General features: G+C 66.0%; 19 protein-coding genes and 1 pseudogene. 9 read left to right on the plus strand and 11 right to left on the minus strand.

From position 1 onward, the window contains the following. Positions 1-36: 36 nt before the first annotated feature. Positions 37-477, minus strand: a complete 441-nt coding sequence (locus GcLGCM259_RS12135; RefSeq protein WP_138176537.1) for a DoxX family membrane protein — start codon at positions 475-477, stop codon at positions 37-39. A 252-nt stretch (positions 478-729) separates the two neighbouring features. Between GcLGCM259_RS12135 and GcLGCM259_RS12140 the strand changes: the two genes are divergently transcribed. Both GcLGCM259_RS12140 and GcLGCM259_RS12145 read left to right on the plus strand, forming a co-directional pair. Further along, a complete protein-coding gene (locus tag GcLGCM259_RS12140; RefSeq protein ID WP_138176535.1) occupies positions 730-1,419 on the plus strand; it encodes a TetR/AcrR family transcriptional regulator in 690 nt (229 codons plus the stop codon). A 114-nt stretch (positions 1,420-1,533) separates the two neighbouring features. Beyond that, positions 1,534-2,763 (plus strand): acyl-CoA dehydrogenase family protein, encoded by a 1,230-nt coding sequence (locus GcLGCM259_RS12145; RefSeq protein WP_138926746.1) that lies wholly within the window; start codon positions 1,534-1,536, stop codon positions 2,761-2,763. A 103-nt stretch (positions 2,764-2,866) separates the two neighbouring features. Here GcLGCM259_RS12145 and hrpB read toward each other — a convergent pair whose 3' ends face one another. Continuing rightward, entirely contained in the window at positions 2,867-5,446 is a 2,580-nt protein-coding gene (gene hrpB, locus GcLGCM259_RS12150) for an ATP-dependent helicase HrpB (RefSeq protein ID WP_138926747.1), read from the minus strand. A gap of 6 nt (positions 5,447-5,452) precedes the next feature. After that, on the minus strand, positions 5,453-6,235 hold the full coding sequence (locus GcLGCM259_RS12155; protein ID WP_138926748.1) for an alpha/beta fold hydrolase: 783 nt from the start codon (positions 6,233-6,235) through the stop codon (positions 5,453-5,455). A 681-nt stretch (positions 6,236-6,916) separates the two neighbouring features. On the opposite strand from GcLGCM259_RS12155, the gene mgrA reads away from it, so the two are divergent. Beyond that, positions 6,917-7,978, plus strand: a complete 1,062-nt coding sequence (gene mgrA, locus GcLGCM259_RS12160; protein WP_246049572.1) for an L-glyceraldehyde 3-phosphate reductase — start codon at positions 6,917-6,919, stop codon at positions 7,976-7,978. Between the two features lie 242 nt (positions 7,979-8,220). Further along, complete coding sequence (locus GcLGCM259_RS12165; RefSeq protein ID WP_138926749.1) at positions 8,221-9,603, plus strand: NAD-dependent succinate-semialdehyde dehydrogenase; 1,383 nt, start codon at positions 8,221-8,223, stop codon at positions 9,601-9,603. Between the two features lie 63 nt (positions 9,604-9,666). Here the strand turns inward: GcLGCM259_RS12165 and GcLGCM259_RS12170 are convergent, their stop codons facing one another. The 4 genes and pseudogenes from GcLGCM259_RS12170 to GcLGCM259_RS15400 form a co-directional block, all read right to left on the minus strand. After that, positions 9,667-10,785: an HTTM domain-containing protein gene (locus GcLGCM259_RS12170; RefSeq protein WP_138926750.1), complete on the minus strand. Its 1,119-nt coding sequence runs from the start codon at positions 10,783-10,785 to the stop codon at positions 9,667-9,669. A 26-nt stretch (positions 10,786-10,811) separates the two neighbouring features. Beyond that, positions 10,812-11,600 (minus strand): DUF5819 family protein, encoded by a 789-nt coding sequence (locus GcLGCM259_RS12175; protein ID WP_138926751.1) that lies wholly within the window; start codon positions 11,598-11,600, stop codon positions 10,812-10,814. Between the two features lie 186 nt (positions 11,601-11,786). After that, positions 11,787-12,326, minus strand: coding sequence for an LPXTG cell wall anchor domain-containing protein (locus GcLGCM259_RS12180; protein ID WP_138926752.1), 540 nt, complete (start codon positions 12,324-12,326; stop codon positions 11,787-11,789). Between the two features lie 560 nt (positions 12,327-12,886). Further along, positions 12,887-13,051: pseudogene (locus GcLGCM259_RS15400) on the minus strand (IS1/IS1595 family N-terminal zinc-binding domain-containing protein); the annotation flags it as partial. A gap of 317 nt (positions 13,052-13,368) precedes the next feature. Here GcLGCM259_RS15400 and GcLGCM259_RS12185 point away from each other — a divergent pair. The 3 genes from GcLGCM259_RS12185 to GcLGCM259_RS12195 all read left to right on the plus strand — a co-directional run bounded on the left by GcLGCM259_RS12185 (position 13,369) and on the right by GcLGCM259_RS12195 (position 15,754). After that, entirely contained in the window at positions 13,369-13,992 is a 624-nt protein-coding gene (locus GcLGCM259_RS12185; protein ID WP_138926753.1) for a DUF3060 domain-containing protein, read from the plus strand. Between the two features lie 63 nt (positions 13,993-14,055). Then, complete coding sequence (locus GcLGCM259_RS12190) at positions 14,056-14,787, plus strand: response regulator transcription factor (RefSeq protein WP_138175917.1); 732 nt, start codon at positions 14,056-14,058, stop codon at positions 14,785-14,787. Next, a complete protein-coding gene (locus GcLGCM259_RS12195; RefSeq protein WP_138926754.1) occupies positions 14,780-15,754 on the plus strand; it encodes a sensor histidine kinase in 975 nt (324 codons plus the stop codon). Before GcLGCM259_RS12190 ends, GcLGCM259_RS12195 begins: the two co-directional genes overlap by 8 nt. Here the strand turns inward: GcLGCM259_RS12195 and GcLGCM259_RS12200 are convergent. From GcLGCM259_RS12200 to GcLGCM259_RS12210, 3 genes are all read right to left on the minus strand, one after another. Continuing rightward, entirely contained in the window at positions 15,751-16,809 is a 1,059-nt protein-coding gene (locus GcLGCM259_RS12200) for a S66 family peptidase (RefSeq protein WP_138926755.1), read from the minus strand. The two genes, GcLGCM259_RS12195 and GcLGCM259_RS12200, sit on opposite strands and share 4 nt — an antisense overlap. Before the next feature lie 72 nt (positions 16,810-16,881). Next, entirely contained in the window at positions 16,882-19,599 is a 2,718-nt protein-coding gene (locus GcLGCM259_RS12205; protein ID WP_138926756.1) for an aminotransferase class I/II-fold pyridoxal phosphate-dependent enzyme, read from the minus strand. Between the two features lie 381 nt (positions 19,600-19,980). Next, positions 19,981-20,520: a hypothetical protein gene (locus GcLGCM259_RS12210; protein WP_138926757.1), complete on the minus strand. Its 540-nt coding sequence runs from the start codon at positions 20,518-20,520 to the stop codon at positions 19,981-19,983. 309 nt (positions 20,521-20,829) lie between these two features. Here GcLGCM259_RS12210 and hutH point away from each other — a divergent pair, with 309 nt between their 5' ends. Together hutH and panD are read left to right on the plus strand one after the other, a co-directional pair. Continuing rightward, the gene (gene hutH, locus GcLGCM259_RS12215; RefSeq protein WP_425459783.1) at positions 20,830-22,359 is read left to right on the plus strand and encodes a histidine ammonia-lyase; all 1,530 of its coding nucleotides are present in this window, start codon (positions 20,830-20,832) and stop codon (positions 22,357-22,359) included. A 104-nt stretch (positions 22,360-22,463) separates the two neighbouring features. After that, positions 22,464-22,886, plus strand: coding sequence for an aspartate 1-decarboxylase (panD, locus tag GcLGCM259_RS12220; RefSeq protein WP_138926759.1), 423 nt, complete (start codon positions 22,464-22,466; stop codon positions 22,884-22,886). 9 nt (positions 22,887-22,895) lie between these two features. Here the strand turns inward: panD and uvrA are convergent, their stop codons facing one another. Beyond that, positions 22,896-25,415: an excinuclease ABC subunit UvrA gene (gene uvrA, locus GcLGCM259_RS12225; protein WP_246049889.1), complete on the minus strand. Its 2,520-nt coding sequence runs from the start codon at positions 25,413-25,415 to the stop codon at positions 22,896-22,898. Positions 25,416-25,636: the final 221 nt, after the last annotated feature.

The following is a 25,636-nucleotide window of genomic DNA, read 5'->3' on the forward strand; positions in this document are numbered from 1 at the left end:
TGGCGGGGGCACCCGGTGGGTTCGGCCCCGAAAAGCCTACTTGTTGTTGTTCTTCTTCTTTTGCTGCCGGTAGGAGCGGCGCCCGAAGATCAGGGCGACGGCGATTCCGGCCAGCCACACGTCCTTGGCCAGGGTGCCGCCCTCGGCGGTGGGGCGGATGCCGTCGGACTCGGTCAGCCCCGGGGTGCGCAGGTACATGCTGAGCATGACTCCGGAGAAGCCGGCCAGCCCCAGTCCGGCCAGACGGGAGGGAACCAGTGGCAGCAGCAGCGCAGAGCCCAGCGAGATCTCGGTGGCGGAGACCGCCTTGCCGAACGCTGCCGGTTCCATGTTGCCCAGCTGCGGCACGCCGTTGGAGGCCATCTGCTGCAGCCCGGCGGCGCTTTCCTCATCCAGGCGCAGCTTGTTGATGCCGCTGTTGAGGATGTACGCACCGCTGACCAGACGTAGTGCGGCATTTGCAATTGAGATACCCATCGATCCTCACTTCTTTCGTTTCAGGTCGTGCTTCGGGCCGATGCCCACACCACAGTGCGGCGCATCATGTTGTTTAGCCTAATCACGGCGGCGGCCTATCACAATCTCAACGCGGCCCCACACTGGCAGATCCCAGCTTCGGCCCAACGCCCCGTCCCACTGCGAAGCTGGGGCACCGCCGTCGTGGCCGGGGTGGCACACCCGGGTCGGACGGGGCGGGAAACCGCGGAAACATGCTAGATTCAACAAATCATGATCACTTCTTCCGCCGTGCCCGTTGCCGCCCTCGAACTGCTGATCGACCAGGGATTTGACGCCACCAGCGTCGATGAGCTGGCCAACGCCGCCGGCATGTCCCGTTCCACGTTTTTCCGCCGTTTCGGTTCCAAGGAGAATATGGTCTTCGCGGACCAGGAAATGATCATCACCCATCTGCAGACGGTGCTGGGCACCAGTTCGGCCCCGACCATGCAGGCGCTGACCGAGGCGGTGTCGGTCGTGTTTGACCAGTACACCGCCAATCCCCCGGCAGCGGAACTGCGCCACCAGCTGCTGCAGGAGGTGCCCGCGCTGCGTGACCGGGAGCTGGTTTCCACCCACCGCTTCGAACGGGCCTTTAACGACTATCTGCGCGCCAAGGGATTGTTTGCCGCACCCGGGGAGCGTTCCCTGCGCCTGGGGCTGAGCGCGGCCCTGGTCTCGATCCACAACGATCACCTGCGCACCTGGCTGCGCGACCATGCGGCGACCGGCCGTGACGAGCTGGCCGCGGACGTGCGCCGCTTCCTGAGCCGCTTTGCCGACCTCATTTCCCCGGAGCAGGCCGAGACGGCTCCCGGGCAGCGCACCACCGTGGTGGTTTCCGTGATCAACCCCGGCGGCGACCAGCAGGCCGTGCTGGATGAGGTGGCCCAGGCGCTGAAGCAGGCCGGCGGGATCTGAACCGCGCCGCCGACGGCGGCAGACGAAGATATGACACAAAGTTTCTTGACATGAAACTGAGTTCCATTAGGCTGGTGGACGAGAGATTCACCTTCGCCGATGGAGCAACCTGCCATGACCCAAGAAACCACCTACGAATTCCCCACCGGTGTCACCGAGCCGGACTACGAGCTGTGGACCACCGACGTGGAGATCGATCCCACCGGCGTCTTCGAGGACCTTGACCCCGAGGACCGGGCCTGGTGGGACAAGGCCCGCGCCTTCACCTTGGATGAGGTGCGCCCGGTCGCGCACGAATACTGGGAGACCGCCGACTACCCGCTGCACCTGGTCAAGAAGCTGGGCGACGCCGATCTGCTGCGCGACGGGCAGACCCCCAAGGGGTACGCCCCCATGAGCGCCATGGCCGCCGGGCTGGTGAACATGGAGCTGCACCGCGGCGACGGCTCGGTGGGCACCATTGTGGGCGTGCAGGCCGGGTTGGCACTGCGTTCCATCCTGCAGTGTGGCAGCCCCGAGCAGATCGAAAAGTTCGGCGTGCCGATGCTGCGCGGGGAACTGCCCGGCGCCTTCGCCCTGACCGAACCCACCCACGGTTCGGACTCGGTGTCCCTGGAAACCCGGGCCACCCGGGTGGAGGGCGGCTACGTGCTCAACGGCGAGAAGAAGTGGATCGGCAACGGCTCGGTCGGCGGGATCAGCGTGGTCTGGGCGCGTGATGACGAGGGCAAGGTGCGCGGGTTGCTGGTGGACCAGCAGTCCGCGGGCTACACCGCGACCACGATCAAGAACAAGCTGTCGCTGCGCGCCATCTGGCAGGCGCACATCCGGCTGGAGAACGTGTTTGTTCCCGATGAGATGGTCCTGCCCGGCGCGAACAGCTTCAAGGACACCGCCGCGGTGCTCTTCGCCACCCGCCTGGGCGTGGCCTGGGCGGCGGTTGGGCATGCGACCGCCTGCTATGAATCCGCGGTGGCCTACGCCAAGCAGCGCGTGCAGTTCGGTCGCCCGCTGGCCGCCTCCCAGGTGGTGCAGGAGCGACTGGCGCGCATGCAGTCCGAGCTGGCGACCATCCAACTGCTGGCCGTGCAGTCCACCCGCCGCGAAATGGCGGGCAAGCTCACCGGCCCGGCCGCCTCGCTGGCCAAGTACACCGCCACCCGCACCGCCCGTTCGATCGCGGCGAACGCGCGGGACCTGTTGGGCGGCAACGGCATCCTGACCGACAACCGGGTGGCCCGCCACTTCGCGGACATGGAGGCGCTGCACACCTATGAGGGCACCGAAACGGTGCAGGCGCTGATCATGGGCCGGGCGATCACCGGCATCTCCGCCTTCGCCTAAGCCCAGGCCTTCGGCGACCCGTGGCACCAGTGATCCCCGCCAGCTGCACCCAGCTGGCGGGGATCACCCGTTCCGGGCGGCCGCAAGCACTGGCCAGCGGCGCCTAGCGCAACCGGTTTTTGGTTTTTGCGGTGGCCACGTGCTCCCAGGGGTTTTCCGGCCACGGATGCTTGGGATAGCGCCCGCGCATCTCTGCGCGCACCTGTCGGTACGGGCCATCCCAGAAACTGCGCAGGTCATCGGTGACCGCCAGGGGCCGGCCGGCCGGGGAGAGCAGGTGGAACTGGATCGGCACCTGTCCGTGCAGCAGCCGCGGCGTTTGGGCCAGCCCGAAGCATTCCTGCAGCTTCACCGCCGCCACCACCCGGCCCTGCGCCGTGCCCGGCTCCGGGTACTGCAGGGCGATGCGCGAGCCGCTGGGAACCTGCAGCCGCTCGGGCAGCAGCTCATCCAGGTCATGGGCGTGCTGCCAGGGAATCAACGAGCGCAGCGCCTGGGCCAAGTCGACCTTTGCCGCCGCGGTCCCCCGGGCCATCTGCAGCAGCCCCTCCTGCAGCCACTCATCAGCCCGCTGCAGCAACGCCGGTTCATCCATGGCCGTGAACGGTTCGCCCAGTTCCCGGTGCGCCAGCGCCAGGCGGGCGCGCAGCGCCTGGAACTTCGGCTGCTGCCCGAAAATCCCCAGGCCCTCGGCCTGCAGCGCCCGCAGCACCGCGGCCCCGGCCTGCTCGGCGGTGGGTTTGACCGGGCGGGTTGAAAGCTCGATGGCGCCCAGCAGCTGTACCTGCCGCGCGCTCACCTTCCCGGCCGTGAACTCGGCCCGGGTCTGCACCCGGTGCATCTGCGGCAGCAGTTCCAGCAGCAGCTCCAACTCGATCCCGGCGGCGGAGCGGATCACCGCCCCGGCCCCGGCGCGGGCCACATCGGCGATGGCCAGGAACTCATGCCCGTGCAGCGGGCTGTGGCGCGGCAGGCTGGCCCGGGTGCCCGAGGCCAGCAGATACTCGTCCCCGGCCACCAGCCGCCCCACCCACTGCGGGTAGGCCAGGGCCATCACCCCGGCCAGCGCCGCGGATTCCGCGCCCGCCCCCGGGGTGGGCGCAACCTCGGCCGGGGCCTGCTGCCGGCGCAGCAGCTGGGCAAAGCGCCGGGTTTCGGCGGCCCAGGGGCCGTGGCCAGGATGCCCGCCCCGGCGCAGTTCGCGCAACAGCGCCCCGGCATCGGCGCCGCCGGCCCGTTCGGTGCCGCTGAGCATGGCCACCGCCTCGGCGGCCGCGCGGGGCCCGAAGTGCCGTGCCCCTTCCAGCAGGGCGCGGGCCAGCCGCGGGTCGGCCGGCACCTGCACCAGGCGCTGCCCGGCAGGGGTCAGCTGCCCGGTCTCGTCGATCGCGCCCAATGAGCGCAGCACGGATTCGGCATCATCCAACGCGGCGGCCGGAGGCTGCTGCCACAACTCCAACCCCTCCCCGCGCGGGGTCCCCCACGCCGCCAGGTACAGCGCCGCCTGGGTCAGCTCCGCGGTGGCGATCTGCGGGCTGGTGAAGGCCGGGGCGGCGGCGAAGGAACGCTGATCCAGGGTGCGCACCACCCGGCCGGGCTCCAGGCGTCCGGCACGGCCGGCCCGCTGGGTGGCCGAGGCGCGGCTGGCCACCACGGTGACCAGCCCGCTCATCCCGCGCACCGCGTCCCGCCGCGGTTCCCGGGCGTACCCGGCGTCCACCACCAGGTTCACCCGCGGCACCGTGAGGGAGGATTCGGCGATCGGGGTGGAAATGATGATCCGCGGCCGCGCCGCAGGGCCCGGGTCCTGCAGGATCGCATCCTGCGCCGCGGCCTCGACCTGCCCGTGCAGGGCCAGGACCTCAAAGCGCGGATCGCCGGCCGCCAGCGCCCGCACCCGCTCCACCTCCCCGGCCCCGGGCACGAACACCAGGGTGTCCCGGGCCGGGCCCTGGGCGGTGTTGCGGGCGGTCTGCTCGACGGCGGTGGCCGCCACGTGGTCCAGGTAGCCACGCTCCAGCCCGCGTTCGGCGTTGCGGGTGCCGCTGTAGGAACAGAATTCCTCGGCGACCGGATGCTGGATGCCGGACCCGGAAATGATCCCGGCCGCTGCCCCGCGCCCCAGATAGCCGGCCAGGTCCTCGGCGTGCAGGGTTGCGCTCATCACCAGCAGGGCCAGGTCATCGCGCAGCTGGTTGACCTGGTTGAGCATCGCCAGCACCAGGTCGGTTTCAATGGAGCGCTCATGGACCTCATCGACGATCACCGCGCCCACCGAGGCCAGGTCCGGGTCGGCCAGCAGCCGGCGCAGCAGCAGCCCGGCGGTGACGAACTCAATGCGGGTGCGCGGACCGCTCAGGCTTTGCCCGCGCACCGAGAAGCCGATCCGCTCCCCCAGTTCGCTGCCGTCCAGCTGGGCCAGGCGGCGGGCCGCGGCCCGTGCCGCCATCCGGCGCGGCTGGGTGACGATCACCCGTCCGCCCAACCCTGCGGCGGCCAGGGCGTTGGCCACGGTGGGCGGCACGATCGTGGTCTTGCCGGAGCCCGGCGGGGCCTGGATGACCAGCGGGGCATCCACCGCGTCGCCCAGGCGTCGGCTGATTTGGGTGTGCGCCGGGCCGAAGGCAAGGCCCCGGCCGATCGCGGCAAGGTCAAAGGGGGCGCTGGCGCGGTTCACCATCATCGGCTCCTACCGGTCGTGGCGGTCCAGGAACTGTGCAATCTGGGTGGCTCCCGGTTCGATCGGGAACAGGGTGCTGCCGTGGGTGCGGTCGACCAGCGGCACCAGCCGGGCGTGGGGCATGGTGCGGGCCATCACCTTGTTGTGTTCAAAGCGCGGCTGGTCGCGGGTTCCGGCCAGCAGCAGGGTCGGCACCCGTAGGGCGCGCAGCTGCTCCAGTTCCAGGCGCTGCAGGGTTTCGGCGGCCTCGAAGTAGGCGGCCAGGGCCAGCGGGTCGTTGGCCAGGAACGCCATCCGGGTCGCCGGGTCCAGGCGCCCCTGCCCGCTGACGAAGCCCTCGATGTCCCCGGCGCGCAGGACCTGGAGGTAGCCCTCGAAGAACAGCCCGTCGATCTCGCCGCTTTCAATCGCGTAGGTTCCGCCCAGCATGCTCAGGCTAAGCACCCGTTCGGGCTGCTGCAGTGCGATCGACAGGGCGGTGCGGCTGCCAAAGGAGTACCCCAGCAGGTGGGCCCGCTCGATACCCAGGGAATCCAGCACGGCCAGCACGTCCCCGGTGATCAGCTCCATGGTGTAGGACTCGGTCCGGTGCGGCTTGCCGGACTTGCCGTGCCCGCGCAGGTCGATGCGGATGTTGCGGCGTCCGGCCCCCACCGTCTTGGTGTAGCCCAGGCCGCGCCAAATGGAGCGGGAGAGTGCTGAACCGTGCAGGTAGACGACGGCCTCGCCCGCGGCGCGGTCATCGTCGAAGAAGATCTCGGTTCCGTCGGCTGGATTCGTGATGCTGGGCATGTCTCGATTAAAACCCAGTGCGGGCGGCGCCGCCCAATCCTGGGCGGCGCCGCTTCCGCCTGCCACCGGCGGGCAGGGGCCGATCCCTCGACAACCCGGACGAAAAGTAGAACACTGAAAGTACCTCAGGATTGCCCGTTAGGGCACCAGCGGAAGGAGGGGCCATGACACAGCAGCCTCAGGAACGAAGCGACGAGGACGTCCGGCACGACCATGATGAGGAACTGGTCGAGGAGTGGGAGGACGAATCCTTTCCCGCCTCGGACCCACCCTCGAACTACTAGCGCCTGGTTGAGCGCCGGGCATCGTCCCGCCCTGGCACCGGGACCAGGGTTGTCCCCGGCCCGGTGCCAACCGGCGCGCACAAAGCATTGCCGCGGCCGGACCCGCCCCGCTCGCGTCACGCTTTCTCTATGTGACCGCTCATTCGACGCACAGCTAATAACAAGAATCGCTTCCTATAGTGGTTATTACCTTCTCAAGGTGCGAGTGATCTAGAAGAACCGATCCGAAGCGGCGTTACCTCCTTGGCCGCCCGGGTCGGTTCTTCATGTTAAGCACCGTGAACCATGGGGCACCGGTGGGTGCGTCGTGGCCCCGATGAATCGGATCCGGCCCTTTTCCTGCCCTAGTCTTGAACTTGTGCAATGGCATCTGCCGCCAAGAAGAGAAAGGTGCACCGTGGAGTACGAGCGCTTCCAACCAGTTGTTGATTCACACCGCCCATGGGTCGCGTCAGAAGACCGCTACGAGCATTTCGGCTACCGCCGCGTCGGCGCCTCCGGGCTGCTGCTGCCGCCGATCTCGCTGGGTCTGTGGTGGAACTTCGGCGACAACCGAACCTTCGACTCCCAGCGTGAAATCCTGCGCCATGCCTTCGACTCGGGCATCAACCACTTCGACCTGGCCAACAACTACGGCCCGCCGGCCGGTTCGGCGGAGGAGAACTTCGGCCGGATGCTGCGCGGGGACTTCCGCCCCTACCGCGATGAACTGATCATCTCCTCCAAGGCCGGCTGGGACATGTGGCAGGGCCCGTTTGGCACATTTGGTTCGCGCAAGTACCTGATGGCCTCCGCCGATGCGTCCCTGGAGCGCCTGGGCGTGGACTACGTGGACGTCTTCTACTCGCACCGCTTTGATCCCAAGACGCCGCTGGAGGAGACCATCGGCGCGCTGGATACCCTCGTGCGCCAGGGCAAGGCCCTCTACGTGGGCATCTCCTCCTACTCGGCCGAACGCACCGCCGAGGCCGCCGCGATCGCCAAGGACCTGGGCACCCCGCTGGTCATTCACCAGCCCTCGTACAACATGCTCAACCCCTGGGTGGAGCACGGTCTGCTGCAAACCCTGGAGCAGGAGCGGATGGGCTCGATCGCGTTCACCCCGTTGGCGCAGGGGCTGCTGACCAACAAGTACCTGGGCACCACCGACGTCGAACGCTCCGGCGGGCGCCGCTCGCTGCAGGACCAGCTGACCGAGGAGAACCTGAAGAAGATCCGCAGCCTGAACGAGCTGGCACAACAGCGTGGCCAGTCGCTGGCGCAGATGGCGATCGCCTGGCTGCTGCGCGACGGCGCGGCCACCTCGGTGCTCATCGGCGCCTCCTCCACGCAGCAGCTGGATGAGAACCTGGCGGCGCTGCAGAACACCGAGTTCACCACCCAGGAGCTGGAGCAGATTTCCACCATCACCCAGGGCGATGCCGGCATCGACTGGTGGAAGAGTTCGGCCATCGGCTAAATCCACACCCCATGCCAGGGCCGGGAGCACCGCTTCCGGCCCTGTTTCGCGCTTTGGCGCTACGGTTTCCGAATCGAAAATCTGCTGTACGTACTGAATTCGTAGTAGCTATATTCTCGTACGGACGATATGCTCAGAGGAGAGCTTCGTGACCGGGTTCACAGCCCTCCCGATCGGAGGGTTCGGGCACGGACACGAGCGCCAGCTGACAGTCCATTGCATGCACTATGACAGGAGCGAGAATGAGCGCCCAAACCTATAAGGTCCTGAATCCTGCCACCGGCGAAACGGTCGAGGAATTCCCGGTGGCCACCGATGAGCAGGTGCAGGAGACCCTGAGTGCAGCCTCCTCAGCCTACGAGTCGTGGGGCAAGACCGACATCAACGAGCGCGCCAAGATCGTGCACCGCATCGCCGAGCTGTTCGGCGAGCGTGCCGAGGAGCTGGGCAAGATCATGACCACCGAGATGGGCAAGCCGCTGTCCGAGGCCGTCGGTGAGGCAGAGTTCTGCAAGGACATTTTCGAGTACTTCGCCACCGAGGGCCCGACCCTGGCCGCCGACCAGGAAATCAAGTCGCTCTCCGGCGGCCGCGCGGTCGTGCAGAAGCGTCCGATCGGCCCGCTGCTGGGCATCATGCCGTGGAACTTCCCGCTGTACCAGGTGGCCCGCTTCGCGGCGCCAAACCTGATGCTGGGCAACACCATCATCCTCAAGCACGCCGAGTCCTGCCCGCGCTCCGCGCTGGCCATCCAGGAAATCTTCGACGAGGCCGGAGTACCGGCCGGGGTCTACAACAACCTGTTCGCCACCCACGACCAGATCTCCACCATCATCGAGGACCCGCGTATCCAGGGTGTCTCGCTGACCGGTTCCGAGCGCGCCGGCGCCATCATCGGCGAACAGGCCGGACGCAACCTGAAGAAGGCCGTCCTGGAGCTGGGCGGTTCGGATCCGTTCGTCGTCCTGGACTCGCAGAACATCTCCGACATCGCCGAAACCGCGTGGGGCTTCCGCATCGACAACACCGGCCAGGCCTGCAACTCGAACAAGCGAATGATCGTCATGGAGGACATCTACGACGAGTTCGTCTCCGAGCTGACCAAGCGCGCCGAAGGCCTTCAGCCCGGCGACCCGATGAAGGAAGAGGATGGGACCTTCGCCCCGATGTCTTCCCGCAAGGCGGCCGAGGACCTGCACGAGCAGGTCCAGGACGCCGTCTCCAAGGGTGCCACCCTGCACGCGGGCGGTGTGCTGCACGACGGCCCGGCAGCCTACTACTCCCCCGCCGTGCTCACCGGTGTCACCAAGGACATGCGCGCCTACTACGAGGAGCTCTTCGGGCCGGTTGCCGTGGTCTACAAGGTCTCCAGCGATGAAGAGGCGCTGGAAATGGCCAATGACACCGTCTACGGCCTGGGTGGCTCGGTGCACTCCGAGGACCGGGCACGCGCGGAGAAGGTTGCCATGGGCCTGCAGGCCGGTATGGCCAGCGTGAACGCCGCCAGCGCCGAGGGCGCCGAGATGCCGTTCGGCGGCGTGAAGCGTTCGGGCTTCGGCCGCGAGCTTGGCCCGCTGGGAATGGACGAGTTCGTCAACAAGCGCCTGTACTACATCGGCGAGTAATCGCTGAAACAAAGAGAGGGGAAGCACCAGCCGGCGCTTCCCCTCTCGTCATATCTTGACTTCTTAAGCGCCGACGGTGACACGGTATTCCTCGTGTGACTCAATAGGTGACGTTTCCTCGACGTTTGATGCTGTTTGCACGTATTCCGTCTCGCGCGCGGAACGCTTGAACCAATTAGTCAATCGCGCCCAGGTGACATCGCGGATGAAAATGGCATCAATGCCAACCATAGCCAGTGAGAACCAGGGCAGGCCCATCAGGATAGCGATTCCAGCGTGGAAAGAAATCATCGCGAAGAGAACCGGAATACGGGTCCAGCGGAAGAGCAAGGCTCCCGGGAAGCACACCTGAAGAATTACGGAACCGATGCTTCCCACCGCCACGACCCAGCCGAAGGTAGTTACCAGCTCGCTCAACTCAGGCCACGGTCCGAATCGCATGGTATGTAGTGGACCATAGATTGCGGTACCGTTCTGCCATGGTTTACCACCAGCCTTGAACAGCGCACCGGAAACGTAGATCATGAAGACCTGGCAGGCTAGCACCACGAGCGCCAGGTTGTGCCATAGATTGGTCAGGTTCTCCGGGACGAAACGGGTTCCCCTCCACATTTTGGCGAGTAGCGAACCTTGATAATTTGTGTTTCGTTCACGGCGACGCTCATCGAATGACCATTTGGCGGAATGATCAGTAAACAGCATTAGGAACAGGGCGATACGAAGTGCGTTGTCTCCCTGGTCGCCGCCGAAGTACGGAGTCTCAATCAAGCCGATCCAAAGAGCCAGGAACACCGGAAGAACGATCCTGGCTCGATACCCTACGAGAAGCGCGGCTGCTAGTACGATCAGCATGAGGAAATAGGCGGTCACTGCCGCGTCGTTGCTCGCGATATTGAAAAAGAGCCCGAAGAACGGATTGCCCGCGAAACTCCCGTTTGGTTCCTCTAACTGCCCACTCCATGCAGCACCGCTGCCGTACGTGTAGTGACGTGTGCTGAAGTTCGTCATAAGCAACCCGAGTGCCGAGGCTGCGAAGATCATTCGGGCTACGGCAATGCCGTACGTAGCGTGTTTCCCGTCAAATAGCCAGTCGTCAATAATAGCAACGACGCCCCTAGAGGCGTCCAGCAAATGAACCGGCCCTTCCTTCCAAAAGGCAGACCAGATCCGTGCCAGTTTCATAGCGAAGTTGAACTTTCCCACTATGCTTATTTCACGCCTTCCAAGGAATTGAAAACTTCGGCAAAGTTCTGTTCGTTCTGGCCGTCGCGAACGGTCAGCCCACGCCAACCGGATTCGATTATCGCTGGGCTGGGCCGTATAGCCCCGGGTTTGTTGCGCTGTTCGAAAGGGATCACGCCCTGACGTCCGACCCTGAACTGCACCGACCTGACTTCCTGCCCCCACAGAGCTTTGGCAACCTGCGTGGCGTAGGCGCTGGCAGTGCGTTCGGACTCAACAAAAGACATCGTGTTCTTCTGCGAGCTACCGGTCTTCGCCGCACGCTCGTTCAACTCACGAGCCAGCCGCTGAGTCCAGTCGTCACCCTTGAAATATCCAAGTTTAACGATGTCTCTCTGTCTATCGTTAAGTTTCTGCCACCCTGTTCTGTAATCGCTAGCCAGCTGGTTACCTGCTAATGATGCCCTGGCAGGGAAAAGGTTGCGGTGGATCATGCCCATTTCTAGATTGACCGCATCCACCCATTGCGTAGGGCTTGGTTTGCCACTGGTATCCTCCAGCATGGCGCGCACTTCAAAGGAATAGTCGCCATCAATCGGCTTCGGGGCAAAAACTGACCAGCTTTGTCCAAACATCGGCTGTATGTAACTCCGTAGCGCGTTGCCCGGTATTGCATTGCGCAGCTCGCTGGGGGGAGAGACCCAGAGGAATGTCGCATAAACGTGCCATATAGTCAGCCCAATGCAGGCCACCGCAACTAAGCGAAGCCATAAGGGTCGCTTTTTGATCTTGGACGTGCTGTCAGTTTCGGTCATGACCCTGTCCTGTCAGTTCGGGAATTCGGTTGGGCTGGAAACAATCAGCTGCGGCAACCGACTAGGATGTGCAAAGTCGAGAAGCCAAATGCCAGCAGTCTCATGACTACTGGCATTCGGCTGGCGATTAGCCGAGATGGCCTATAGGTCATCCCGGCTAATCGTTATGAGCGCGTCACAACGCGGTTACGCCTTCTTGCGGCGGGCGAACAAGACGCCAGCACCTGCCAGGGCAAGTATCAGTGCAGCGCCTGCCGCAATCAGTACACCATTGGCACCAGTATCAGCCAGTTCGTCCTTGTTACCGCCGGATTCAGGCTTGGAAGGTGAGTCCTCATCCTTGCCGCCCGTGGATGCGTCGGTTTCAGTGGACGAAGTGTCGCTTGCACCTTCGGTAGCCGACGAATCACTGCCACCCTCGGTAGCCGACGAATCACTGCCTACCGATGGATCGACGACAAAGAAAGTAGTCGTGTCCTCGGTAAGACCGTCAGCCGCATGGGCTGTGTACTTACCGGACTCAACACCGGCAACGGTCACGGACCAGTTGCCCTCATCATCGGCATCGGTCTCCTGCTGCGGATTGGTGACGGCAGCCTTGGCTGCGGCGCCTTCAGGCACGCGGGAAACGGAAACCGTTACCTTTGCATTCGGATCCGAGACACCAGAAATCGTGATGTTTGGACCCTCAACTTCTGAGTTTTCTTTGGGCGAGGTGATATTCACCGGTTCGTAATCAGCATCGGTGTCGCCATCGACATCTGCGTCTGTCTGGCCGTTGGCATTAGCCTCGGCACTCGCATCCGCCTGGGCGTTGGAAGTTGCATCAGCCTGAGCATCCGCACCGGACTCAGCATCAGCGTTGGTGTCAGCCTCAGCATCAGCGTTGGCGTCAGCATTAGCCTGAGCATCAGCGTTGGCGTCGGCATTAGCCTGAGCATCAGCGTTGGCGTCAGCATCAGCGTTGGCATCAGCCTGAGCGTCCGCACCGGACTCAGCATCAGCGTTGGCATCAGCCTGAGCATCCGCACCGGACTCAGTATCAGCGTCGGCATCAGCGTTGGCGTTGGCTTCAGCGTCGGCGTCGGCATTAGCCTGAGCATCAGCGTTGGCGTCAGCATCAGCGTCGGTGTCGGCATTAGCCTGAGCATCAGCATCCGCATCAGCGTTGGTGTCAGCCTCAGCATCAGCGTTTGCGTCGGCGCTGGCATCAGCCTCAGCATCAGCGTTGGCGTCAGCAGTTGCATCAGCCTGAGCGTCCGCACCGGACTCAGCATCAGCGTTGGCGCTGTGGTGTCAGCTCGCTGGAAAGTGGTGCTGCAATTGCCGTTCTTGCATCGCCAGCGTTGGGTTCCTTTGGATGTCGTGCCGTTCTTTTTCATGGGTGAATGGCAGATAATACAAGTATGGGATTGTCCAGCAAGCTTCACACTTATGGATTGAATACCCATGTGAACCTTGATCCTGTCCCGGCTTTCCGGGGCAGGATCAGGTTTTCAGACACACTTTATTGCCTATAGGCCACGACTACCGCCTCCACCCGCCCACGGGTGTGACCGGCAGATGGTCGGCGCGGCTGGCACCAGGACACTGGTGCCAGCCGCTTTTTCGTCTGCGGCCCGCTACCTGCGTGAAGATCGCCTGTCGCAAAACTGCGACAACCCTGAAACAGCGGTGCGACCTGCCCAGGACCGAAACCCCATAGGCTCAAGGGTAGAAAGATTGATTTTGGCGGGATCCCCGCCTTGACGATAAGGAGTCGTTCACCGTGGAAAAGAAGACAATGCATAGCGCGGGACTCTCGCTGGCGGTCCTCCTGCTCGCCTCCGCCGGGTTGAGCGGTTGTGTGAGCGTGCAACCGGAAAACGGCACCGAAACCTCCAGCGGACCGATCACCAGCCCCTCGGCCCCGGAGCAGGACACCCAGTCCCCCACCGCGCAGCCGAGCCCCAGCTCCTCCGCCCCGGCGGCCACCTCTTCCAGCCCCGCCGCGAAGGGCGCCCAGGAGGCGAGCTTCTCGGAAATCTTCAAGAGCATCAATTCCAACGCCGCCAAGAAGCTGGAGTGCCTGGATGAGGACCATGGCCGGAACGACGCCGATGACCTGTACATCAAGGACAAGAACACGGTCATCAGCATCACCGGCGACTGTGACGACGTGGTGATCAGCGGGCACAACCTGGTGATTGCCGCCACCGAGATTGATGACCTGATCGTGCGCGGGAACAACAACGTCATCGCCGTGCAGGACCTGGACAACGTGGAGGTCAGCGGTTCGGGCAACCACGTGGGCTGGGATCCGGCCTATGAGGATGACCCGGATGTGGAGAACCACGGGTCCAAGAACGTGCTGCGCCACGACGCGGTGGGCAGCGCCGAACTGGATCTCTAGGCCGCAAGCTCAATAGGCTGGGATCCTGTCCACCACCCGCCCACCGGTAAGGAAACTTCGCCCATGACCGCTAGCGACGGCGCCTCGGTCCTGCTCGTCGATGACGAGCAGGACATTTTGGCTACCCTGGGCGGCTACCTGCGCCGCAGCGGACTGGAGGTGCACACCGCCGGCAACGGCGCCGAGGCACTGCAGCTGCTGGAGAGCCAACCGGTGTCGGTCATCGTCTCGGATGTGATGATGCCCTACCTGGATGGCAGGGCGCTGCTGCGCACCCTGCGTGAACGCGAGGACTGGACCCCGGTGATCCTCTTGACCGTGGTCGGGGAGGCCGACGAACGTTCGGCGGCGCTGGACGAGGGAGCCGATGACTACCTGAACAAGCCCTTCGCCCCGCAGGAGCTGCTCTCCAGGATCCGGGCGGTGCTGCGCCGCCTGCAGTCCGCCACCCAGTCGCTGGGCAACGCCCAGGTGCTGGTGGCCGAACACGCCGGGGGCACCCTGAAATTGGACCGATCCGCCCGCCGGGTATGGAATTCTGGCTCCGAGGTCACTTTGACCCCCAAGGCGCTGACGCTGCTGGAATACCTGATGAGCCGGCCCGACGAGGTACACAGCCGTGAACGGCTGCTCGAAACCCTGTGGGGCTTTGAATTCGCGGTCTCCACCCGTGCGGTGGACCACCGGATCGCCGAAATCCGCCGCTCCTTTGGTGATGACGCCGCGGCCCCCACCCTGATTGAAACGGTGCCCGGCCACGGGTACCGCCTGGCCGCGCAGGTGCGCCGTGGCTAGGGTACGGACCACCACCGACACCGGCCGCCGTGCCGCCGACGGGGCCCAGCGCGCATTGTTGTTCGCGTTGTTCAGCATCCCGGTGCTCGCCCTGGCGGCCGCGATCCTGCTGTTCTTCTTGGCCGGCGGATTGGACCTGTCCATCCTCATGCCGCTGTGGCTGGTGCCGTTGGTCCTTGGGGTCGCGGCCTTCACCGGCTGCGCCCTGGTGCTGCGCCAGCGCCGCAGCACCGAACGGCAAATCCAGGACCTGCGGGCCAAGATCACCTCCGAGGGCGACCAGGCCCGGCGGCGGCTGCTGCGGCGGCTGGATCACGAGCTGAAAAATCCGCTGACCGTGTTGCAGGCGGTGATCAGCGGCAGTGAGGACCAGCTGCCCGATGCGGCCAGTTGGGGCAGCGTTGCCACCCAAACCCGGCGGCTTTCCCGGCTGGTTGGGGACCTGCGCGGGCTGGCCGAGCTGGAGGTCGCCCAGCTTGAACGCGTTCAGGTGGACGTGGAACAGCTGCTGCGTGACGTGCTGGATGACACGGCCGAAGGACCCCAGGGCCGGGACGCCGAACAACGCCGGATCTCCCTGCACCTGCCCAAGGCTCCATGGCCGCTGCCGGCAATTCAGGGCGACCCGGACCTGCTGCGCCTGAGCCTGCACAACCTGTTGAGCAACGCCATCAAGTACTCATCGGCCGGGGACAGCATCGAGATCACCGCCCAGGAACTGGATGGCTCGCTCATCATTGACATTGCCGACACCGGTCGCGGGATCCCGGAGGAGGAACAGGACCTGGTGCTGGAGGAGCTGGCCCGCGCCTCCAACGCCCGGGACATGCCCGGCTCCGGGATCGGTCTGGCGCTGGTGCGGGTCATCGTGGCCCGCCACGGCGGCACCCTGATCCTGCGTTCGCGTGACGGGCACGGCACATCGGTCTCCATGCGCCTGCCGCTGCACCCGCCGGCCGCGGCCTAGCAGTTCTCGGCGCTCCCGCCTGCCTGGTCCAGCTGCTCGCGGCGGTGCGCGAACCGCAGCTGCACCCTGTCCGGCTGCCCCTGGGCCGGTGTTGCCGCGAGCCGGGCCTGCCCGCCGATGGGCAGGGTGAACATGGGACTGGTGTGCCCGAAGTCCAGGTTCGCGACCACCGGCACCGAGTCAAGCAGCGGATGCTTGTCCACCGCTTGTTGGAGCATTGAGCGGGTGACGCCCGAATCCTGCTGGAAGCGGCCGATTCCAAGACCGGTGATGCCGGCGGCGTCGGGGCGCTGCAGCAGCGCGGCGAGGTTGCGGGCGAATTCATGGATGTCCCCGGCCGCGTCGTCCTCCAGGAACAGCATGGCACCCTCCAGCCGGGGCATCAACCCGGTGCCCTGCAGCAGGTTCAGCGTGCACAGATTCCCGCCGATGACCCGTCCGGTGCCCGCTCCCTCGCGCAAGACCCACGGTCCGTCGGTGGGCAGCGTCTGCCGCCCATCCTGGTTCATGAACCACAAGTCATCGGTGTAGGCCGTGGCCGGCTCAATGCTCCATGCCTGGCCGGAGGTGGCGGCGGTGAACCACTGGCCAGTGGGTTCAAAATGGTCGCGCATGCCAAACATGGACCAGTGCGGGCCAACATAGGTGATCATCCCGGTGCGTGCATGGATCGCGTTGGCCAGCACGGTGAAGTCCGAGTAGCCGCAAAACACCTTCGGGTTGGCGGCAATCAGGTCCCAATCCAGGTACGGCAGCAGCTCGTTGGCGTTAAACCCGCCGATCACGCTCATGATCCCGTCCACCGCCGGATCAGCGAACGCCGCGTGCAGGTCCTCCAGGCGCGAGGTGATCGACGAGCTGTCGAAGTCGTCGCGCTCATCCACATGCCATCCGAAGGAAAGCTTGATCCCCAGGGCCGCGAAACGCTCGTTGATCCAGCGCGTGTTGTCATGTTCCATGACATAGCTGCGCGAGCAGGAGGGGGCAACCACCCGCACCTGAGCGCCGGGGCGCAGCCGGGCGGGAACGGTGACGTGCTTATCAGTCCAAGTCATCGTCCCAGCCTACCGGCCGCACGGCCGCGGCGTGAGCTGGGTCTTAGGGGCGCCGAGCCGCGGTATTGCCCGTTAGCCGCGTTTGTCCTGCTCTACCAGGGCCAGGGCCTCGGGGGTGAACACCTGGTACCCGTATTGGCGGTGGTAGCCGTGGATTTCCCTGGTGTCCAACGCGTCCATGTAGTCCAGGATGGGCAGGCTGATCACCTGGCCGGGCACCAGCACCGGGAAGCCCGGCGGGTAGGGGGTGACGAACGCGGCCGACACCACCTCCTGGCCCGCCGCGATGCGCTCGCGGATGGCCGGGGAATGGTAGAACGTCGTGGCCGGGTCGTCGTAGGTCAGGTAGTAGGCCCGGCGCATGTCCCCGCTCTGTGCTCCCCCGTCGAAGGCCGGGGCGAAATGGCTGAAGTCCGGCAGCGGCACCTGCGGCTGGGCGGTGGGCTGGGCCGGGTAGGCGTCCCGCCCGTCCAGCCGGCGCTGGCGTTCCAGTTCGTTGGCGATCTTGATCAGCACCTCGATCAGGTAGGCGACGGCGCTGCGGTTGGTGCCGATGTTGGTCATCAGCAGCACGCTGGTGCGGCTGGTCTTGTTCACCTGGATGGCGTGCCCGTCCATCAGATAGCTGTGCTTGAACGTGTCCCCGTCCACCCCTGTGCGGCTGATGTCCAGGGTCAGCCGGCTGGGGTCAACCACAAACTCGTCGGTGTCCCAGGCCTGGTCCCAGGCCGCCAGCCCGTCGCGCACCGGGTTGGTATTGCGCGAGGTGCGGAACTGCTCGGGAATCAGATCGCTGCTGTCCAGCACCCGGAAGTACTTGCGCAGCAGGTCGTGGCGGGCAATGGCCTTGGAGATGGACAGGGCCAGGTCGACCTGCCGCTGCACCAGCGCATAGCCTTCCAGCTCCACCTGGCGGCGGCCAATGTCCAGGGAGGCCAGGATCTGGTAGTTCGGCGAGGTGGAGGTGTGCGTCATGTACGCCTCGCGGAAGGAGTTGGCGTTGCGGCTGGCGAAGTCCTGGTCATGCACGTGGATCATCGAGCCCTGGCGCAGCGAGGTCAGGGTCTTGTGGGTGGACTGGGTGGCGTAGATCCGCAGCCGGGTGGCCTGCGGGTCCGGGATGAGCCGGGCGTTCAACCAGGCCTCGTCATTGGCCGGGTCCTCATGCGTGCCCGGTTCGGGCAGCTGCCCAACCTGTTCTTCGTACCGGCGGCGGTGCTGCGCGGTGGACAGGTCCGCCTCCAGGCCGCGGGCCGCGGCCATGGCGGTGCGTTTGCGGTAGATCGGGTGGAATCCGGCAAACGCGTACCAGGCCTCATCCCAAAGGAAGACCAGGTCGGGTTTGATGGCCAGGCATTCCTCCATGACCCGGCGCGGGTCGTAGATGATCCCGTCAAAGGTGCAGTTGGTCAGGGTGATCATCTTGACCTTGTGCAGCTTCCCGGCCCGCCGCAGTTCCAGCAGCGCCTTCTTGATCTCCCGCAGCGGCACCGCCCCGTAGATCGCGTGCTCCTGCAGCGGGTAGGCCTCCAGGTACTTCACGTGCGCGCCGGCCAACACCAGGGAGTAGTGGTGGGATTTGTGGCAGTTGCGGTCCACCAGCACGATGTCCCCGGGAGCCAGAATCGATTGGTGGACGATCTTGTTGGCCGTTGAGGTGCCATTGGTGACGAAGTAGGTGCGGTGCGAACCAAACGCCCGGGCCGCCAGTTCGTGGGCATCCCGGATCGAACCGTGCGGGTCCAGCAGCGAATCCAGACCACCGGAGGTGGCCGAGGTTTCGGCCAGCAGCAGGTTGATCCCGTAGAAGTCGACCAGGTCCCGGGCCCAGGGGGAGTTTTGCACGGATCCGGCACGGGAGATGGGCATGGCGTGGAAAACGCCTCCCGGGCGGCGGGCGTGGCGCTGCAGCGCGTTGAAGAACGGGGTCTCGTAGCGGGAGAGGATTTCGCCAATGATCGACAGGTGCAGGTCCATCCCGTCGTTGCGGGAGAAGATGCGGCGGAACCTGCCGGTCAGTTCCCGGGCCAGGGATTCCAGGGCCACCCCGGCCACCAGGTAGACCGCCACTTCCGGGCGCAGCCGCTCCACCAGGCGTTCCAGGTCCAGCAGCAGGTCAACCTGCTTGCCGCTGGAGAACATCCCGTCCATCTGCGCGCTGATGTAGCCGTGCAGGGCGGTGCTCAGCTTCTGCCGGGTGTGCAGCTCAAAGCGCGGGGTGAGCACGCAGGTTTGAATGGTCGGATTGATCATGAGTGCCACCAGCGCATCCTCCACGCTGGGCACCACCACCAGGTTGTAGGTGAACTCGTCGCTGCTGCGCCGCTGGTCAAGCATTTCCTGCTTGAAGCCCTCGATTTCCTCGACCCGCCCGTTGTCGACCATCAGCACCTCGACCACCGGCGTGAAGCGTGCGGTCGGTTCGTTTTCCTCATCCTCCGCGTGCAGGGTGTCCGGCTCAATGTACTGGGTTTGGGAGCGGAAAGTCTGGTTTACCAGGTATACCTTCTCCATGGCCGGGTCGTAGTCGTCGGCTTCCAGCGCCGCGACCATCTCATTGAAGTAGCTGATGCCCGGGGTCGCCCAATACGGTTCAATGGCAGCGATCAGCCCGATCAGCTTGCCCGCCTCCTGCACCAGCGTTTCGGGTTCCCCCGAGCCGTTGCCCACGACCCGCACCAGCTCGCTGAGAATGTAGCCCAGATGCTCCCAGGCGTCCTTGCGCCGGCGCCAGGCGCTTTCAGGGGTTCCCGTTGCGTTGACGGCTGGCTTGGCTAACCCGGTATCCACGGTGCTGGTCTTTCTCTCGTCCTAGTGCTGCACGAACCCTTGTGCCGGGAAGCCTAGCGGTCTTTGGTGACTGCCGTGTTTCACAGTTTTAACGGTCCGTTAAGGACGGCGCATGACATCGGTGCCTTCGGCATGATCCTCATTGACCGTCCGGTGTAGGCAGACTATGCCAAGTTTGCTTTTGTTGCCCCGTTGAGGCGCAAAGTTACCAGCGAACGCGTCGCCAGGGGTTGCAGCGCCCGTAACACGAAGGATCCGCGCCCAACCGCGCTAAAGGGCGCAGGCGGGGAACCGCGTCCAAGCGCGGTTCCCCCGCCCACATGGTGCCCGGCGGGTTCTGCCCGGCTTCGGGGGTGCCGGACAGGACCCGTTGCTGGTTTCCTAGCGTTTCAGCAGCCCCAGCTTCACATTCTTGGGCCGCTGCATCTCCCCGTGCTGGGCGCCGAGCACAATCACGGTGGCCGCGAAACCGGGGATCAGCCACTGCAGCTGGCGCAGCTGCTTTTGGGCCTTGGCCAGTTCATCGGAGCTTCCGGCGCGGGGTTCGGTGGCGCCCTTCGCCCCCTCTTCGGCCAGCTGATCCACCTTCTTGCCCAGTACCGCGGCATAGAACGTCACCGCGGCTCCGGCCAGGGTCACTCCGGTCTTGATCCACGTCCAGGCCATCACCCCGTCCTGGGTGGCATACCGGCCCTTGTTTTCCCACAGGATCGGGCCCAGGGAGGCCAGGTGGGCGGCAAACGCACCGGTCTGCACCGGCGCCCATTTCTTCCATCCCAGGCTTGAGAGCCGGGTTCGTTCGGTTGCGTCCTTGGCTTCGGACGTCGCTCCGTTCAGGCCCACGGCACCCATCAGCGAACCGCCGAACCAGGCGGCGGCCGTCAGGTCATGGACCGAGCGCGCAAAGAGATTTCCGGACATGAGTACATACCTTTCCTGAAAGTTGTCTCCCGGCCAGTTTCCCCAGCAGCCCGGGGTGGTGTTCATCGGCCGCGGTTGAACATCTCCACGGTGCCGGGGGCGCCGCCGAGAGGTAAAGACCAACCCGGAAACTGCCAGCTAAGCCAAGGAAGACACCGAAGATCCCCCGGCGCGAAAGTCCGGGATCCCGGACAACGACTTCGAGGGCGCCAGCCATTGCCCCGACCGGTGGCCAATGATGGAAGGTAAGTCCCATTGGCTCTCGTCCCGCGGAAGTGAAGTATGGAAGCAAATCTCAAAAACAGTGCAGTGACCCTGAACCTCGGCGGGACCACCGCCGAGGACGTGATCGCCGTGGCACGGCAGCAGGCCCCGGTGATGATCGCCGATGCGGTGCTCGCCGAGTTGGGGCGGGTACGCACCCACATCGAGCAGATGGCCGCCAGCGACACCCCGGTCTACGGCGTCTCCACCGGCTTCGGTGCCCTGGCCACCCGCCACATCCCCCAGGCCGACCGGGCCAAGCTGCAGCGCTCGCTGATCCGTTCGCACGCCGCCGGCATGGGTGAGCCGGTGGAACGCGAAGTGGTGCGGGCCCTGATGTTCCTGCGCGCCAAGACCCTGGCCACCGGCCGCACCGGCGTGCGCCCGGTGGTGCTGCAGACCATGGTGGAGGTGCTCAACGCCGGGATCACCCCGGTGGTGCGCGAATTCGGTTCGCTGGGCTGCTCCGGTGACCTGGCGCCGCTGGCGCACTGCGCCCTGGTGCTCATGGGTGAGGGTGAGGCGGTGGACCGCCAGGGCGTGCTGCGCCCGGTGCCGCAGCTGCTGGCCGAGGCCGGCATTGAACCGCTGGTGCTGGAGGAAAAGGAGGGCCTGGCCCTGATCAACGGCACCGACGGGATGCTGGGGATGCTGCTTTTGGCGCTGGCGGACCTGGGCGAGCTGGTGGACATCGCGGATTTGAGCGCGGCCATGAGCGTGGAGGCCCAGCTGGGCACCGACCAGGTGTTCCGGGCCGATCTGCACGAGCCGCTGCGCCCGCATCCCGGGCAGGCGACCAGCGCCGCGAACATGTTCAACGCCCTGGCCGGCTCCCCGATCGTGGCCTCCCACCGCGAAGGGGACGGGCGGGTGCAGGACGCCTATTCGCTGCGCTGCTCCCCGCAGGTCACCGGCGCCACCCGGGACACAATGGACCACGCCGCCACCGTCGCCCGGCGCGAACTGGCCGCGGCCATCGACAACCCGGTGGTGCTGCCCGACGGCCGGATCAGCTCCAACGGCAACTTCCATGGTGCCCCGGTCGCCTACGTGCTGGACTTCCTGGCCATTGCCGTCGCCGATTTGGGGTCCATCGCCGAACGGCGCACCGACCGGATGCTGGATCCGGCCCGTTCCCGGGATCTTCCGGCCTTCCTGGCCGATGATCCGGGGGTGGATTCGGGGATGATGATCGCCCAGTACACCCAGGCTGGTTTGGTGGCCGAAAACAAGCGCCTGGCCGTGCCGGCCAGCGCGGACTCGATTCCCAGCTCGGCGATGCAGGAGGATCATGTGTCCCTGGGGTGGCATGCCGCCCGCAAGCTGCGCAAATCCGTGGAGAACCTGCGCCGCATCCTGTCGATCGAGCTGGTGGTGGCCGGGCGCGCCCTGGACCTGCGCCGGCCGTTGCAGCCCTCCCCGGTGACCGGCGCGGTGCTGGGGCTGCTGCGCAGCAAGGTGCAGGGCCCGGGTCCGGATCGGTTCCTCTCCGCCGATTTGGAGGCCGCCTACCAGCTGCTGGCCGACGGGCAGGTGCACCGGGTGCTGCGCGAGGCGCTGGCCGGGGGCCGTTAACCCCCGCCCCGGGCAGGGTGAGCAGTACCGCAGCCTGCCCGGGGCGGAAAGGGCGTAAACTTGGTGAGCAAGAATTCGCTCTGCCTGCAGGAAAGAACCAGCTGATGCAACGCACCATGTTCAAGTCCAAGATCCACCGCGCCACCGTGACCCAGGCGGATCTGCACTACGTCGGGTCGGTCACCATTGACCAGGACCTGTTGGACGCCTCCGACATCCTGCCCGGGGAGCTGGTGAGCATCGTGGATGTGACCAACGGGGCCCGCCTGGAGACCTACACGATCGCCGGCGAGCGCGGCAGCGGCGTGGTGGGCATCAACGGGGCCGCGGCCCACCTGGTGCACCCCGGTGACCTGGTCATCATCATCAGCTACGCGCAGATGGAAGATGCCCAGGCCCGCGCCTACGCCCCGGCGGTGGTGCACGTGGATGAGCACAACCGGATGATCCACCTGGGTGATGACCCGGCGGTGGCGGTCGCCGACGGTGTGCAGACTCCCCCGTTCGCGCAGGTCACCGGCAACTAGTCGAGCCTGCTAGCCGGCGTCCGGCTGCGGCTTCGTCCCGGGCCGGTCCTGGTCGGGGAACCGGGCGGCCAGGTAGGTTCCGGTGCGGCTGGCCGGGTTGGCCGCCACCTGTTGCGGGGTCCCCGCTGCGATGATCCGTCCCCCGGCGTCCCCGCCGGCAGGGCCCAGATCGATTACCCAGTCCGCGGCCGCGACCACGTCCAGGTGGTGTTCGACCACCACCACAGTGTTGCCCTGCTCCACCAGCCGGTGCAGCTGCGCCACCAGCAGCTGCACGTCGGCCGGGTGCAGACCCGTGGTCGGCTCATCAAGCAGATACAGGGTGTGCCCGCGCCGGGCGCGTTGTAGCTCGGTGGCCAGTTTGATGCGCTGGGCTTCCCCGCCGGAGAGTTCGGTGGCCGGCTGCCCCAGGCTGAGGTACCCCAGCCCCACTTCCTGCAGGGTTGCCAGCGCCCGGGCGGCGGCCGGGATTGGGTGCAGGAATTCTGCGGCCTCGTCCACGCTCATCGCCAGCACTTCGGCAATGTTCTTAGGCTGCGCGCCGTCCGTCGGCTGGTAGGTCACCTCCAGGGTCTGCGGGTTGTACCGGGCCCCGTGGCAGGTGGGACACGGTCCGTAGGTGCCGGGCAGGAAGAGAAGCTCGATTTCCAGGTAGCCCTCCCCCTGGCAGGTTTCGCAGCGCCCGCCGGCCACGTTGAAGGAGAACCGGCCAGCCCCGTAGCCGCGTTCCCGCGCCAGCTGGGTGTCGGCGAACGTCTTGCGCACCGCATCGAACAGGCCGGTGTAGGTGGCCAGGTTGGAGCGCGGGGTGCGCCCAATAGGTTTTTGATCCATGACCACGCAGCGGTTCAGGGCCTCGGCGCCCAGCACCCGACCGACCTGTGCGGTGACTTCCTCGGAAGGCTCGGCGTTCCTTGGGCTGGCGGGGGCGGTGCGCAGCTTGCCCTGCACGGATTGGGCCAGGGCGTGAGAGACCAGGGAGGACTTGCCCGAACCGGACACCCCGGTCACCGCGGTGAAGACCCCCAACGGGAAACGGGCCTGCAGATCCATCAGGTTGTGCAGGTTCACCCCCTGCAGTTCCAGCCAGCCGCTGGCCTGCCGTATCTGGTGGTCGGGGGCCGGGGGCGGGGTCAGGAAGCGGCGGGTCACCGAGGACTGAACTTCCTTCAGCCCGGGCACCGGGCCACTGTAGAGGACTTGTCCCCCGTTGCGTCCGGCCCGCGGGCCGACATCCACGATCCAGTCGGCGGCGGCGACCACATCCATGTTGTGCTCCACCACGAACACCGAGTTTCCGGCCTCCTTCAGCGAACCGAGCACCTGGATCAGCGGCTGCGCGTCGGCCGGGTGCAGTCCCGCGGAGGGTTCATCCAGCACGTAGATCACTCCGAACAGGCCCGAGCGCAACTGGGTGGCGATGCGCAGGCGCTGCATCTCCCCCGGGGAAAGGGTGGGGGTGGCCCTGTTCAGGCTCAGGTAGCCCAGCCCCAGGTCCAGCAGCACCTGGATGCGGGCGCGCAGGTCCGTGCCGATGGTCTGGGCGACCTGCTGCTCGGCGGCGGTGGCCTGCTGCTGGGGTTGATAGGTATCAAGCAGTTCGGCCAGCTCGGTGAGCGAGGCCGCGTTGAACTCGGCAATGGTGCGCTCTGCGAAGCGCACCGCGAGGGACTCCTGGCGGAATCCGCTGCCCCCGCACAGCGGGCAGGGCCCGGTCTTCAGGAAGCGCAGGGCCTTGGCCCGCATGGTTTCACTCTTGGACTCGGCCACCGTATGCAGCACATAGCGTTTGGCGCTCCAGAACCGGCCCTTGTACGGCTTTTCGATGCGGTCCCGTTCCGGGGTCACCTCCACCACCGGCTGCTCGTCCGTGAACAGCAGCCAGTCCCGGTCCTTGCGGGCCAGCTGCCCGAAGGGCTTGTCCACGTCATAACCCAGGTGGCTGGCCACGTCGCGCAGGTTCTTGCCCTGCCAGGCCCCGGGCCAGGCGGCGATCGCGCCCTGTCGGATGCTCAGGGACGGGTCGGGCACCAGCAGCTCCTCGCTGACCGTGTGGGCCTGGCCCAGCCCGTGGCATTGCGGGCAGGCACCGACCGCGGTGTTCGGGGAGAACGCGTCCGAATCCAGGCGCGCCGCACCCGGCGGGTAGCTGCCGGCCCGGGAGAAGAGCATGCGCACCGAATTGGACAGGGTGGTCAGGGTGCCCACGCTGGAGCGGGAGCTGGAACCGGCGCGGCGCTGCTGCAGCGCCACCGCCGGGGGCAGACCTGAAATGTACTCGACCTTCGGGGTGTGGCCCTGGGAAATCAGCCGGCGCGCGTAGGGAGCCACGGATTCCAGGAAGCGGCGCTGGGCCTCGGCGAAGATGGTGCCAAACGCGAGCGAGGACTTGCCCGAACCGGAGACCCCGGTGAACGCCACGATCGCATCCCGCGGGATGCGCACCTCCACGTTCTGCAGGTTGTTCTCACTCGCCCCGCGCACGTGCAAGAACCCGTCCTGCCCGGCCGTGGCGCCGGGCGCCGGCAGTGCGGGAGCGGGGTCGGCGCCCGGGGTGGGGTGAATGCTGTCGTGCTGCTGGTCCAAGGTCTTCACGTTCCCCACCCTAGGCGCAAGCGCCCGGGCCGCTCAATGAACTGGCTTACCCTTGTCCGTTGGCAGGAAACACTCTGGACGCCGCTCCGCCGGGCGGTGCGGTTGCGGTAGGCTTTCGACACTTGCACGCTGTGTTGTTGTCACGAGGAGTCCGG

Origin of the sequence: Glutamicibacter creatinolyticus, from assembly GCF_006094275.1 — a bacterium.
Lineage (GTDB): Bacteria > Actinomycetota > Actinomycetes > Actinomycetales > Micrococcaceae > Glutamicibacter > Glutamicibacter creatinolyticus.